11 protein-coding genes are annotated in these 13,372 nt (G+C 64.6%); 3 read left to right on the top strand and 8 right to left on the bottom strand.

Annotated features, from left to right (window positions below):
- Window positions 1-26 precede the first annotated feature (26 nt).
- The 3 genes from DC363_RS07905 to DC363_RS07895 all read right to left on the bottom strand — a co-directional run bounded on the left by DC363_RS07905 (window position 27) and on the right by DC363_RS07895 (window position 4,729).
- The gene (locus tag DC363_RS07905; RefSeq protein WP_146180760.1) at window positions 27-3,143 is read right to left on the bottom strand and encodes an Ig-like domain-containing protein; all 3,117 of its coding nucleotides are present in this window, start codon (window positions 3,141-3,143) and stop codon (window positions 27-29) included.
- Window positions 3,144-3,343: 200 nt separating this feature from the next.
- Window positions 3,344-4,168 (bottom strand): YihY/virulence factor BrkB family protein, encoded by an 825-nt coding sequence (locus DC363_RS07900; RefSeq protein WP_241962958.1) that lies wholly within the window; start codon window positions 4,166-4,168, stop codon window positions 3,344-3,346.
- A gap of 12 nt (window positions 4,169-4,180) precedes the next feature.
- A complete protein-coding gene (locus DC363_RS07895) occupies window positions 4,181-4,729 on the bottom strand; it encodes a hypothetical protein (protein ID WP_108640587.1) in 549 nt (182 codons plus the stop codon).
- A gap of 94 nt (window positions 4,730-4,823) precedes the next feature.
- Here DC363_RS07895 and moaA point away from each other — a divergent pair, with 94 nt between their 5' ends.
- A complete protein-coding gene (moaA, locus tag DC363_RS07890) occupies window positions 4,824-5,828 on the top strand; it encodes a GTP 3',8-cyclase MoaA (RefSeq protein WP_108640586.1) in 1,005 nt (334 codons plus the stop codon).
- 46 nt (window positions 5,829-5,874) lie between these two features.
- Here the strand turns inward: moaA and DC363_RS07885 are convergent, their stop codons facing one another.
- The gene (locus DC363_RS07885) at window positions 5,875-6,549 is read right to left on the bottom strand and encodes a YrbL family protein (RefSeq protein ID WP_158270848.1); all 675 of its coding nucleotides are present in this window, start codon (window positions 6,547-6,549) and stop codon (window positions 5,875-5,877) included.
- The gene (locus DC363_RS07880; RefSeq protein WP_108640584.1) at window positions 6,546-7,709 is read right to left on the bottom strand and encodes a M20 aminoacylase family protein; all 1,164 of its coding nucleotides are present in this window, start codon (window positions 7,707-7,709) and stop codon (window positions 6,546-6,548) included. The genes DC363_RS07885 and DC363_RS07880 overlap by 4 nt, the downstream gene beginning before the upstream one ends.
- Window positions 7,710-7,831: 122 nt before the next feature.
- Here DC363_RS07880 and DC363_RS07875 point away from each other — a divergent pair, with 122 nt between their 5' ends.
- Both DC363_RS07875 and DC363_RS07870 read left to right on the top strand, forming a co-directional pair.
- Window positions 7,832-9,211, top strand: coding sequence for an MATE family efflux transporter (locus DC363_RS07875; RefSeq protein WP_108640583.1), 1,380 nt, complete (start codon window positions 7,832-7,834; stop codon window positions 9,209-9,211).
- Window positions 9,212-9,311: 100 nt separating this feature from the next.
- Window positions 9,312-9,851 (top strand): pseudouridine synthase, encoded by a 540-nt coding sequence (locus DC363_RS07870; RefSeq protein ID WP_108640582.1) that lies wholly within the window; start codon window positions 9,312-9,314, stop codon window positions 9,849-9,851.
- A 4-nt stretch (window positions 9,852-9,855) separates the two neighbouring features.
- Here DC363_RS07870 and DC363_RS07865 read toward each other — a convergent pair whose 3' ends face one another.
- The 3 genes from DC363_RS07865 to DC363_RS07855 form a co-directional block, all read right to left on the bottom strand.
- Window positions 9,856-10,158 (bottom strand): DnaJ family domain-containing protein, encoded by a 303-nt coding sequence (locus DC363_RS07865; protein ID WP_158270847.1) that lies wholly within the window; start codon window positions 10,156-10,158, stop codon window positions 9,856-9,858.
- Window positions 10,159-10,292: 134 nt separating this feature from the next.
- Window positions 10,293-11,774, bottom strand: a complete 1,482-nt coding sequence (locus DC363_RS07860; RefSeq protein ID WP_108640580.1) for an NAD(P)(+) transhydrogenase (Re/Si-specific) subunit beta — start codon at window positions 11,772-11,774, stop codon at window positions 10,293-10,295.
- Between the two features lie 17 nt (window positions 11,775-11,791).
- The gene (locus DC363_RS07855; protein WP_108640579.1) at window positions 11,792-13,363 is read right to left on the bottom strand and encodes a Re/Si-specific NAD(P)(+) transhydrogenase subunit alpha; all 1,572 of its coding nucleotides are present in this window, start codon (window positions 13,361-13,363) and stop codon (window positions 11,792-11,794) included.
- Window positions 13,364-13,372: the final 9 nt, after the last annotated feature.

The raw sequence follows: 13,372 nt of genomic DNA, 5'->3' as shown, positions 1-13,372 counted from the left end.
CTCCGCCTTGTCGTGCCTGTCGGGCGTCAAAGGGTGACGTTGATATCCTCTTCGATGAAGATCTGGCCGTCCGTGCCCATGGTGTAGATGTCGTAGGTGGTTCCGTCGATCACCGTGGACTGACCGCTGGCTGACGCGCCCGACAGGGTCACGCTGTCGTCGGCCCCGCCGTGGATCGTCAGCGTGTTGTTGGCGTCCGACAGTCCTTCCAGCGTGGACAGATCAAGGGTAAGATCGGAATCCTTGGCAAAGCTCAGGTCGATCGCGCCGATGTCAAAGCCGTCCAAACCGACGGTGTCGACCACGTTCGTTCCGGTCTCTTCCAGCACGACATAGGTCGCATTGGCGTTTCCGGCGCTGTCGGTTTCGTTCACCACAAGGTGCGACCCGTCCGAGAGCGCGGGGCCGAAGTTGAACAGCGTCGCACCCCAGGGCAGGGTCACACCGTCCGAGCCATCCGCCCGTTCGGTGGCGTTGCCGGTCTCGTCGATCTGCGTGACGGTGATGTCGTTCGCTGTGGAGGCGATACCAAGATATTCGACGCCGTCGCCGTTGAGCGTCATGCTTTCGATTTCCGGAGCATCGGGCAGCGTGGTGTCCACGTGGAAGGTGTCGGTGATGCTGTCGGTGTTGCCGTGCGGATCGGTCGCCGCGATGGTGACCGTGGCGTCGTATTGCCCGGCCGGCACCTCCGAAGCGGCGAAATCGACCGTCCAGTTTCCGGCCGCATCGACCGTCGCGGCCCGTGTGGTGCCTTCGAAGGTCACCAGCACCGATGAGCCGACCTCGACCGTTCCGTTCAGGGTGATCCCGTCGGAGGCTTCGGCCGCATTGACGATGTTGTCCCCTTCCACCGGATCCGACGAGGTCAGACGGCTGACAATCGTGTCGACCTGGACCGTGTCGGTGATCACCGCGGTGTTGCCCGCAGGGTCGGTGGCAGTGGCGGTCATCGTGGCCATGTATTCGCCGCCTGTGATTGCAGAGGCGGGGAAACTGGCGGACCATTGACCGTCCGCACCCGCTTGCACGGTGATGGACTGGCCGCCGAAATCGACCTGCACGAAGGAATGCGCCTCGACCTCACCGGAGAGGACAACCCCGTCCGCCGCTTCCGCGCCGCTGATCACGTCGTCGCCTTCCACCGGAGCGGATGCGAAATTGAAGGGGGTGACCTCGGTATCGATCCGGACCGTGTCGCTGACCTCTTTGAAGTTGCCCGCCGCATCGGTGATCGACGCTGTGATCGCACTGTCATAGGTGCCCTGCGGCACCATGCTTGCGGGGAAGTTCACCGACCAGGTGCCGTCCGCCCCGGCGACGACATTCAGCGTTGCATTGCCCAGACCTACGGTCACGGTCAGCCCCGGTGTGGCGGTGCCGTTGATGATCACGCCGTCGGCATGTTCCGCCGCGTTGACCACGTCGTCGATCTCGATGGGCGCAGTCGACAGCGCCAGATCGCCGGCCACGGTGTCCACGGTTACGGTCTCGGACAGGGTCGAGCTGTTGCCCGCCGCATCCGTCGCCGTGACGGTCACGGTGGTGTCGTATTCGCCGCCGGGCAAGGTGCCGGGCGGATAGGTCACCGTCCAGTTGCCGTTCGCATCGACCGTCGCGGCAAGGCTGACGCCGTGCAGATCGATCATAACGCTCGATCCTGCCTCGACCGTGCCGCCCATGGTGATGGGCTGGCCGCTTTCATTGAAGTTGACGATGCCATCGGTCCCGCCTGCGGAATTCGAGGTCATCGACAACTCGTTGACGTAGGTGTCGACGGTCACGGTGCCGCTGTCGGTCGCCGTGTTGCCCGCCGCGTCCGTGGCGGTGACGGTGACCGGCACGTCCGTCTCGCCGGTGGGCACATCGGCGGCGTCATAGCTGGCTTCCCAGGTGCCCGCCGCGGTGGCGGTCACGGTCTGGGACACCGCGCCGAAGGTGACGACGACCGTGGCGCCGGGCTGGGCCGTGCCGGTCAAGGTCACGCCGCTGCCGGCTTCCGCCCCGTTGACGACCGCGTCGGCCCCGCCCACGGCAGAGGTGTCCACGCTGACATTGGTGACGGTGTCGACAACCACCGTCGAGGTCGAGGAGGTGACGTTGCCCGCCGCGTCCGTCGCGGTGACGGTCACGTCCAGATCGTATTCGCCGGAGGCAAGCGCCCCCTGCCCCAGATCAAGCGTCCAAGTCGTACCAGTGACAACCGCTGCGTAGTCCACACCGTCGACCGTCACGGTGACGCTGTCGCCGCTGGTGACCGTTCCACTAAGCGTGACACCGGCGGCGTTCTCGCTTGCGCTGACGATGCCATCCGCGCCGCCGGTCGCATCCATGTCCACGTTGATGACCGTATCGATCACCAGCACGTCCGTCACCGTCGTCGTGCCGTGCCCGTTGCTGATCGTCACTTCAACGGGGGTCGCATAGTCCCCGGTTGCAATCACCTCGGGCGCGAAGGTCACGCTCCAGGTGCCGTCGGCGGCCACCGTGGTGGTTTCCGTGTGGCCATCCACCAGCACCTCAACCGTGGCGCCCGGCGTGCCGGCGCCACCGATTTCGACGCCGTCGGAATGATCGACCGCGTTGACCATGTGATTGACGCTTTCCGTGCCCGAGGTAATCTCGACCACCGGACCGGCTCCGCCGCCGCCGCCACCGTCACCGCCGCCATCGCCGCCCGTTGCGACAATCGCTGCGGCACCGGCGGCCGCGGCGCCGCCAAGCCCAAGCGCGGGCGCCACTGCCCCGAAGGCCGTGCCCAGCATGCCCACTTCGTCATCGGCCGGGACATAGCCTTCGGCCAGCATCACATCGGCGCTGCGCATGAAATACAAATCACCATCGGCGGCGTATTTGCCTGCCCCGGTCTCGTTCAGAACGTAGTTCGCGTAGTAATCCGCACCCGCGCCCTGCGTCAGGTTCACTTCGGTGATATAGCCGTCCGAAGACAGCAGCAGCGTGTTCTCGGCCACGCCCTCAGCCGTGAAATACCCTTCGATCACGATGGTGCGCCCGTCAACCAGCGTAATTTCAAGCGCCTGCCCCTGTCGCGTGTAGGAAATGATCTGCCCCGCCGTCAGGTTCAGCGAAATATCTGCCCCCGACCCGACGATGAGCGACGCCGGATGACCCTCTGCGGCCACGGCACCCCTTGAGATATTGCCCGAATCATCACGGACAACGAAATTGATCGCTGACATAATCTTGCTCCGCCTCAAAATTTGCGACATTTGCCTGCCGCGCTTGTTTTATTGGCAAAACTTTATTCAAGCCGATCGCATTTTTCTAGAAAAAATCTTCCGTCGGGTAAATCACCCCGCGTCAAAGCGGCAAAATTGTGGCATTACAGTGGCTTCCGCCGGTCGAGTGTGACATTTAGAGCACCCCCAAGCAGGATGAGATAGGCGCTCAGGTAAAACCAGACCAGCAGCGCGATCACCGCACCGATGGAGCCATAGACCTCGGTATAGGTGGAAAAGTTGGTCACATAGGCGGTGAAGATCAGCGACACGATCAGCCACAGAATGATCACCAGAAAGGCCCCCGGGGTGATCCAGCCCAGCCGGGCAAAGCGCCGGTTCGGCCCGTAGCGGTAGAGCACGCCCAGACCGATGAACAAGACCGCGATGGCGACGGACCAGCGGATCACTTCAAGCACCACTTCGGTATTGGCATGCAACGGGATGATCCGCAGGATGATCGGCGCCACGAAGACCATGAGCAAGGCGATCAGCGCAATGCCGATCAGGCAGACCGTCATGAACAGGGCCACAAGGACGTGGCGCAGGATCAGGCGGTTGGGTCGCTCGAAAATGGCGTTCAACCCACGGATCAAGGCCGCTACGCCCGAGCGCGCGGACCACAGCGCAATGCCCAGCGAAATCAGCGTGGTCAGCCCCAGCGTGGTGTCGCGGGCGTTCAGCAACCCTTCGATCTGCGCCTCGAACAGGGCAAAGACGCCCGGCGGCATCAACCCTGTCAGAAGGTCGAGCTGCGTCTCGACCACGATGGGGTCCGCGAAGAGGCCAAACAGGGCGATGGTCGCCGCGATCGCCGGAAAGATCGCCAACAGGCCGTAAAAGGCGACCCCGGCCGCGATGAGCCCGGCGTTCTTTTCCGCCAGGTCGTTCATCATCTGAACGACGACATCCCAGACCGTCTTGAACATCAGGCTGCGACCCTAGTTGTCATAGACGGTGACTTCGGGAAGCCCGGTCAGGGGCGCGCCCAGCAGGCGCATGGCGGCCAGCGAAATCTGACTGCCCGAGCCCGCCGCCCCGCCCGAAGGGCGCAGCTCCACGTTCACCGACGTGCCCTGATACTCCACCCGCCCCTGCGTGACCTGAGACACCAGTGGCGTCTTGAACCAGATCCCCGGATCGGTCGGGCTGCCAAGGCTTGCGATGGTCGTGCCCAAGCGCCGCTCACCACCGCTGGGCGCGGCTGTCGCGGCAGCGCGATCCTCGGCGCTGGTGGTGTCGAACTGCTCAACCGTGCGCGCGGTGGGCGGCGGCGGTGGCGGGAAATCCGGCCGCGTCTGGCTGGTGTCGAGCGTCGGGCGGACCGGCGGCGCAAAGCCCGGCCCGCGCGACGGCGACAGGTCCGGCGCTACGGCAGTGGGGGTCGCGACCGCGTCGCCTGCGCCCTGTGGCGATTGCAGCCCGGGGAACGCCCCGTCGGCGCAGGCCCCGAGGGCCGCCAGCGCCACGATGGAAACAACATACTTCATGGCCAAGAACCTAGGGTTGGCCCCTGTCGCTGTCGAGGGTGAATTGGTCGTGCGCTCACTTGCGCCTGTCTGCGCAGCCTCCTAGGTAGGGGGCATGGACACGCCGCTGATCGATCCCTTCGCCCGCGCGATCACCTACCTGAGGGTTTCGGTGACCGACCGCTGCGATTTCCGCTGCGTCTATTGCATGTCCGAGAATATGACCTTTCTGCCCAAGAAAGAGCTTCTGACGCTGGAAGAGCTGGATCGTCTCTGCTCGAACTTCATTCGCTTGGGGGTTGAAAAGCTTAGGATTACCGGGGGGGAGCCTTTGGTCCGACGCGGCATCATGTCGTTCTTTGACGCCATGTCGCGGCATCTGGACAGCGGCGCGCTGAAAGAGCTGACGGTCACCACCAACGGCTCGCAGCTTGCGAAATATGCCGACGATCTGTTCGCCGCAGGCGTGCGCCGGATCAACGTCTCGCTGGACACGCTGGACGACGACAAATTCGCCGCGATCACCCGTTGGGGGCGGCTGCCTCAGGTGCAGCGGGGGATCGATGCGGCCCAGCGTGCGGGCCTGCGGGTCAAGATCAACACGGTGGCGCTTTCGGGCTTCAACGAAGATGAGCTTTTCACCCTGCAAAGCTGGTGCGCCGAGCGGGACATGGACCTGACGTTCATCGAAGTCATGCCCATGGGCGACATCGGGAACGAGGACCGGATCACGCAATACTGGTCGCTCAAGGACCTGCGACAGCGGCTAGAAGAGCGCTTCACCGTGACCGATCTGGCCGAACGCACCGGCGGCCCTGCGCGCTATATCCGGCTGGAAGAGACCGGCCAGAAGATCGGCCTGATCACCCCGCTGAGCCACAATTTCTGCGAAAGCTGCAACCGGGTGCGGATCACCTGCACGGGGCAGATCTACACCTGCCTGGGGCAAGAGGGTCATTCCGACCTGCGCGCCCCCCTGCGCGCCAGCGACGATGACAGCCATCTGCAAACGGCGATCCGCCACGCGATCGGGTTGAAACCGAAGGGCCACGACTTCGACTATTCCCGCCAGACCGCCAGCGGACAGGTGTCCCGCCACATGAGCCACACCGGCGGCTGAGTGGATATTGCACTTAAATAACAATAAGTTACGCAGGCAACCTCACCTACCGCGTGAAGACCTCGCCTGTGGTATCCCAGACCAGACCCGACTTCTCCGCGATGCGGCCCAGCTTGCGATGCACCGAGGCTGCGTTGACGCGGCGTGACACCGTGCGCACCGCGATGGCATGGGTGTCGCCGAAGCCGTCCACCAAGACCGCCTCGAACGGCCCGCGCCGCGTCGGGCCCGCCCGATAGCCCAAGGCGATGTTCTTGCGTGTCAGATCGCTGCACCGGATGTCGTAGCGCAGCAATCGCCGGGCGAAATCCGTTAACGCAGCAATCTGGTCGTCCGACAGGGCACCCCCACGGCTGAGCGCATCAAGCGTCGGGGCCAGCGCGCCCGCCTCGTCGCTGACCCGTTCCGTCACGCAGGCCAGCCCAAGGTCGGTGTCCTGAAATCCGAACATATGGGTGATCGGCAAACGCGCGCCGATCCGTGGCAGACTGAGCGCCGCCCGCGCGTATTCGCGGTACTCCCGAGCGATCAGGAAGTCGCGGAACTTCGGCCCGCGGGCGGCGAAGAACCTGCGCGCGGGTCCGCCCCCGCCCTGATGTTCGGCCGGCACCAGAACTTTCAACAGGCGGTCCGGCTCCGTCGGATGGGCGTGCACCTCGCGTTCAAACCCGCGTGCCAGCGGGGTGGAGTCCGCCAGCACGATCACGTCGCGCGCTGTCACCCCGCCGGCATCCGCTGCTCGACAATCTCCGCCCACCAGCTGCACCCCGCTGGGATCGCATCGTCGTTGAAATTGTATTCCGGATGGTGGACCGCCGCCGTGTCGCCGTTCCCCACAAGGATATAGGCCCCGGGGCGTTCTTCGAGCATATAGGCGAAATCCTCTCCGCCCATCACCAAAGGCGCCTCGGCGCAGGCCCCGGCGACCGAGGCGGCCACATCGGCGGCAAACTGGGTCTGCGCCTCGGAGTTCACCATCACCGGATAGCCCCGGTGATAGGTGACCTTTGCCTGCGCCCCCATGGTCGCGGCCACCCCTTCGGCGACTTCTGTGAGGCGCTTTTCGGCAAGGTCGCGAATGTCCTCGTTCAGGGTCCGCACGGTGCCCTTCAGATGCACCCGCTGGGGGATCACGTTATAGGCCTTTGACGAGCTTTCCATCGAAGTCACCGACAGCACCACCTGCTCGACCGGATCGGCGTTGCGGCTGGCGATGGTTTGCAGCGCATTGATCATTTGTGCGGCGACCACGGTGGAATCGACAGTTTCATGGGGTTTCGCCGCATGGCCGCCCTTCCCCTCGATCTCGATGTCGAACTGGTCGGCGGCGGCAAAGAATGCGCCCGGCCGGATCGCGAAGGAGCCCACCGGCTGGCCCGGCCAGTTGTGCATGCCGTAAACCTCCTGAATGCCGAACCGCTCCATCATCCCGTCGTCGCACATCTCCTTGCCGCCGCCGCCACCTTCCTCGGCAGGCTGGAAAATCACCACAACCGTGCCGTCGAAGTTTCTGGTTTCGCTCAGATATTTCGCAGCACCCAGAAGCATCGCCGTATGCCCGTCATGGCCGCAGGCATGCATCGCGCCCTCGGTCTTCGAGGCATAGTCCAGCCCCGTCTGCTCGTGGATCGGAAGCGCATCCATGTCGGCGCGCAAGCCGATGACTTTGCCGGATTTATCGGACTTTCCCTTGATCACCCCAACAACGCCGGTGCGGCCCAGTCCGGTCACGATCTCGTCACAACCGAAGCTTTCGAGCTTCTCGGCCACGATGGCGCTGGTGCGGTGGGTGTCGAACAGCAGCTCGGGGTTTTCGTGCAGATCACGGCGCCATGTGGTGATCTCGGGCAGCAGGTCTGAGAAACGGTTCTTTACAGGCATCGGGGGCTCCTATGTTCGGGGTTGGCACAATCTGTCGCGGGCGCGCGCGGATGTAAACCGGCCTCGCCCCCCCTGGGCGCCCTGCTCCGGGAACCCAAGCAGCCCGCGCGCCGTTGAGCAGCATGGCAAACAGTCGCGACCTCACGCAAGGGCCGGTTTGGCGCGGCCTCGCTGCCGTTTCCGCGCCCATGTCGCTGGGCATTCTGGGCGTTCTGAGCGTCGGGCTGGCCGATGCCTATTTTCTGGGCCAGCTGGGGGGCGAACCTCTCGCTGCCGTCGGGTTCATCTATCCGGTCACCACCGCGATCACGTCCTTGTCGATCGGCCTCTCGGCGGGGGCGAACGCGGCGATCAGCCAGGCCATCGGACGCCGCGACGGAGAGGATGCGGAAGCCCGCCTGGCCCTTCACGCCGTCCTCATCGGGGTCACACTTGCCAGCATCGTGGCGCTGCTGTTCTTTGCGGCCGCAACGCCGCTCTTCCGCCTGATCGGCGCCACCGACAGCGTCCTGCCCGAGATCAACGCCTATGTCGGGTACTGGGCGCTGAGCTTTCCGTTCCTCGTGCTGATGATGCTCACCCAGGCGGCCTTCCGCGCCCACGGGGATGGCGCACGGGCGGCCATCGTCATGGTCGCCATGGCGCTGTTGAACGTAGCACTGGACCCGCTGCTGATCTTCGGGCTCTGGGGCCTGCCGGATCTGGGCACTGGCGGGGCCGCGCTCGCGACGCTGATCGCCCGCATCGCCGGGGCGGCAGCGGCTATGCTCTGGGCCATCAAGCTGGGCTTCCTGCGCTGGCCCGAGCAGGTTACGCGCAGGTTCACGCACTCCTTGCGGGCCATTGCCACCGTCGGCGGCCCCGCAGCGCTGAGCAATGCGATCAACCCCGCGGGCATGGCGCTGGTCACCGCCGCTGTCGCCACGCTTGGCGAGACCCCCGTGGGCGGCTTCGGCGCCGCCACAAGGGTGCAATCTCTGGCCCTTGTGCCGATGCTGGCGCTGTCGTCGGGAATCGGTCCGGTGGTCGGGCAGAACTGGGGCGCCGAGCGTCCCGACCGCGCCGCCCGTGGTCTGGGTCTGAGCTTCGCGGTCTGCCTCGTCTATGGCCTCGTCGCGGCCCTTGGCCTTTGGGCCTTCGCCGACCCCATCGCGACCCTGCTCGCGCGGAACACCTCCGCCGCGGATCACACGGCGCAATATCTGCGCTACGTCAGCTGGTCCTTCTTCGGCTATGGCTTCCTCGTCACGGCAAACGCGGCCATGAACGCCCGCAACAAGGCGATCTGGTCCATGTCGCTCTCGCTGGGCCGCATCTTCCTGCTTTACCTGCCCGGCGCATGGCTTGGCGTCACGGTTCTGGGCTACACCGGCGTGCTCATCGCGGCCCTGATCGCCAACGTCGGCGGGGCTGCTGCCGCGCTCGTGCTGGCCCGCCACACCGGCCTTCTGCGCTGGGGCAAACCGTCCCGCCCCGCAACCGGAGAACAGGCACAGGCCTGACGGCCCCCTTCTCTGGTTCCAAAATACCTCGGGGGGCGCGCGGCAGCGCGGGGGGCAGCGCCCCCTTCCCTCAACCGCGCCAAGCGTCTATCCCCGCCCCATGACCACCATCCTGTTCAACAAGCCCTTCGGCGTTCTAAGCCAGTTCACCGACGCGAAATCCCCCACCGAACGCCCCACCCTGTCCGGCTTCGACTTGCCCAAGGGCGTCTATGCCGCCGGGCGGCTGGACCGCGACAGCGAGGGGCTTTTGGTGCTGACCGACGATGGCAAAATGCAGGCGCGGCTGTCCTCTCCGAAGTTCAAGACGCCGAAGACCTATCTAGTGCAGGTCGAAGGTGCGCCAACCGACGCCGATCTGGACCCGTTGCGCCGCTCTGTCACGCTTAAGGACGGCCCCACCCTCCCGGCGCAAGTCCGTCTGATCGACCCGCCGAAACTGTGGCTGCGCGAGCCTCCGGTGCGGGTGCGCAAATCGGTCCCCGACCGCTGGATCGAAGTCACGATCCGCGAGGGCCGCAACCGGCAGGTGCGCCGCATGTGCGCCCATATCGGCTTTCCCTGCCTGCGCTTGGTGCGCTGGTCGGTGGGGGCCTGGACGCTGGACGGGATCGCGCAAGGGGCGTGGCGCCGCGTCTAGCGGGCTAGCTGTAGCGTTTCCACGTCTCCATCTCGATCGCCTTGCGCGTTTCGAGTTCGGCAATGCGGGTTTGCAGCTTGCGCCGCGCCTGTGGCTCGCTCACCTCGGCTAACTCGCGTCGCAGGGCATCGATCTCGCGCTGGAAATGTCCGAAGGGGGACATCACACCGCTTTCCTTGTAGACATGGGCGAAAGGATCGCTGTTCAGGCTGGCGGGCTCTATTGGTTTGCCCTGACCGGGCAGGTCTTCCAAAGCCCCCTCGGACTGGGCTTTGCCGAAGGCACGGTCGATGAGGGATTTGAACATGGCGTGTCCAGTCATTCTGCGGCGGACCTGCCCCTTACCTGTGTTCTGCATCGCACAGCGTCAACCCTACCAGTCCCCGATGCAAAAGCCCCGCCGAGGGGCGGGGCTTTCGAGGGCAACAGATTGCTTCAGTCCTAGCCGATCTTACCCAGCAGGCTGTCGAGCGAGGCTTTGGCGTCGCCGTAGAACATCCGCGTGTTGTCTTTGAAGAACAACGGGTTCTCGATCCCGGAATAGCCCGTGCCCTGCCCGCGTTTGCTGACGAAAACCTGCTTGGCTTTCCAGACCTCAAGCACCGGCATGCCGGCGATGGGCGAGTTCGGGTCGTCCTGTGCGGCCGGGTTCACGATGTCGTTCGAGCCGATGACGATGGCCACGTCGGTGTCGGGGAAATCGTCGTTGATCTCGTCCATCTCCATCACGATGTCATAGGGCACCTTGGCCTCGGCCAGCAGCACGTTCATGTGCCCGGGCAAACGGCCTGCAACGGGGTGGATGGCAAACCGCACCGTCTTGCCCTTGGCGCGCAAGCGGCGGGTCAGTTCGGCCACGTTCTGCTGCGCCTGTGCCACCGCCATGCCGTAGCCGGGGATGATGATCACGCTGTCGGCTTCGTCCAACGCCTGCGCCACACCGTCCACGTCGATGGCGACCTGCTCGCCTTCCACGGCCATCTGCTCACCCGCCGGGCCGCCAAAGCCGCCGAGGATGACGCTGATGAAGCTGCGGTTCATCGCCTTGCACATGATGTAGGACAGGATCGCACCCGACGAGCCCACAAGCGCGCCCACGACGATCAGAAGATCGTTGCCCAGCGAGAAGCCGATCGCCGCCGCTGCCCAACCCGAATAACTGTTGAGCATGGAGACCACCACGGGCATGTCCGCCCCGCCGATCCCCATGATCAGGTGATAGCCGATGAACAGGCCCAACAGCGTCAACAGCACAAGGCTGAACGAGCCGCCGCCGGACAGGTAGGTGATGGTGAACAGCAGCGACAGGGCGGCGGCCGCGATGTTGAGCATATGCCCGCCCGGCAGCTTCTTTGCGGCACTGTCGATGCGCCCTGCCAGCTTGCCATAGGCCACGACGGAGCCGGTGAAGGTCACCGCACCGATCCAGATGCCCAGCACCAGTTCGATCTTGAGGATGCCGATCTCGACCGGGGTTTTCTTGATGATCAGCTTGCCGAAGGACGACAGCTCTTCATAGACGCCCACGGGCAGTGCGGCGACGCCTTCGGGCCCCAGAAGCAGCCCGTGCTGCGCCACGACCTGCCCCATGTTGAGGATCATCATGTGCGCGTTGAAACCCACGAAGACCGCCGCCAGCCCGACAAGGCTGTGCATGATGGCGACCAATTCCGGCATCTGCGTCATCTGCACCCGTGTTGCCAGTTGATGGCCCACGGCCGCGCCGCCCGCGATCAAAAGAAGCGACAGCAGCCACAGCCCCGACCCGGGGCCGATCAGCGTGGCGAGCACCGCAATCGCCATGCCGACGATGCCGTACCACACCGCACGTTTGGCGCTTTCCTGCCCCGAAAGGCCGCCCAGCGAGAGGATGAAAAGAACAGCCGCGACAGCATAGGCGGCGATGGTGAATCCGAAGTCCATGTTTCAGTCCCCCCTGATCAAGATTTCTGGAACATGGCGAGCATGCGCCGTGTCACGAGGAAGCCGCCGAAGATGTTGATCGAGGCCATGAAGATGCCCAGCGCGGCAAGAATGGTGATCAGCCAGCCGGTCGATCCGATCTGGATCAACGCGCCCAGAATGATGATCGAGGAGATCGCATTCGTGACCGCCATCAGCGGCGTGTGCAGCGAATGCGCGACGCCCCAGATCACCTGGAAGCCGATGAAGACGCTCAGGATGAAGACGATGAAATGCTGCATGAAACTGGCGGGCGCGATCAGCCCGATCAGCAGCAGCAAAGCGGCACCGATGCCCAGAAGCGTGACCTGTTGCTTGGTCTGCGCCTTGAAGGCGGCGACCTCGTTGGCGCGGATCTCTTCCGGGGTTGGCTCTTTCACGGCGGCCTTGGGTTGGGCCGCGATGGCCTGCACCTTGGGCGGCGGCGGCGGGAAGGTCACCTCTTTGGCGTGGGCGATGGTGGCGCCCCGGATCACGTCGTCGTCCATGTCGTGATCGATCACGCCGTCCTTTTCGGGCGTCAGATCGGTGAGCAGGTGACGGATATTGGTGGCGTAAAGGGTCGAGGCCTGCGTCGCCATGCGGGACGGGAAATCGGTGTAGCCGATGATGGTCACGCCGTTGTCCGTGACAATCTTTTCGTCCTTCACAGTCAGCTTGCAGTTGCCGCCCTTTTCCGCCGCCAGATCGACGACGACCGACCCGGGCTTCATGGCTTTGACCATGTCCTCGGTCCAGAGTTCCGGCGCTTCGCGGTTGGGGATCAGCGCGGTGGTGATGACGATGTCCATCTCGGGCGCCAACTCACGGAATTTGGCGAGCTGCGCTTCGCGGAATTCCGGTGAGGAGACAGAGGCATAGCCGCCAGAGCTCGCCCCGTCGGCCTGTTCTTCCTCGAAGTCGAGATAGACGAATTCCGCGCCCATGGATTCGACCTGTTCGGCCACTTCCGGCCGCACGTCGAAGGCATAGGTGATCGCGCCCAAAGAGGTCGAGGTGCCGATCGCGGCGAGGCCCGCGACCCCTGCCCCCACAACCAGAACCTTGGCCGGCGGCACCTTGCCGGCGGCGGTGATCTGACCGGTGAAGAAACGTCCGAAGTTGTTGCCCGCCTCGATCACCGCGCGGTAACCGGCGATATTGGCCATCGACGACAGCGCGTCCATCTTCTGCGCGCGGCTGATGCGGGGGATCATCTCCATCGCGATGACGGTGGCGCCCTTCTTGGCGGCGGCCTGCATCTTGTCCTCGTCCGCGACGGGGCTGAAGAAGGAGATCAGGGTCTGATTGGCCCGTAGACGCTTCATCTCGGTCTCGTTCGGGACGCGGACCTTGGCGACGATATCGGCGGCTTTCCAAAGGGCAGCGGCGGTCTTGACCACTTCGACGCCCGCCGCTTCGTAGTCCGCATCGGCAAACCCGGCGGCCAGTCCGGCCTTGGTCTCGATCACACACTCATGTCCGAGTTTCTGCAAATCCCGGGCCGAGGCAGGCGTCATCGCGACGCGATTTTCCCCCTCATAGGTTTCCTTTGGTGTGCCGATCTTCATCTCACGTTC

Origin of the sequence: Thalassorhabdomicrobium marinisediminis (genome assembly GCF_003072065.1) — a bacterium.
In the GTDB taxonomy this organism is placed as follows: domain Bacteria; phylum Pseudomonadota; class Alphaproteobacteria; order Rhodobacterales; family Rhodobacteraceae; genus Octadecabacter; species Octadecabacter marinisediminis.
The sequence above is the reverse complement of the archived record's forward strand: the minus strand, read 5'-3'. Positions and strand labels throughout refer to the sequence as shown.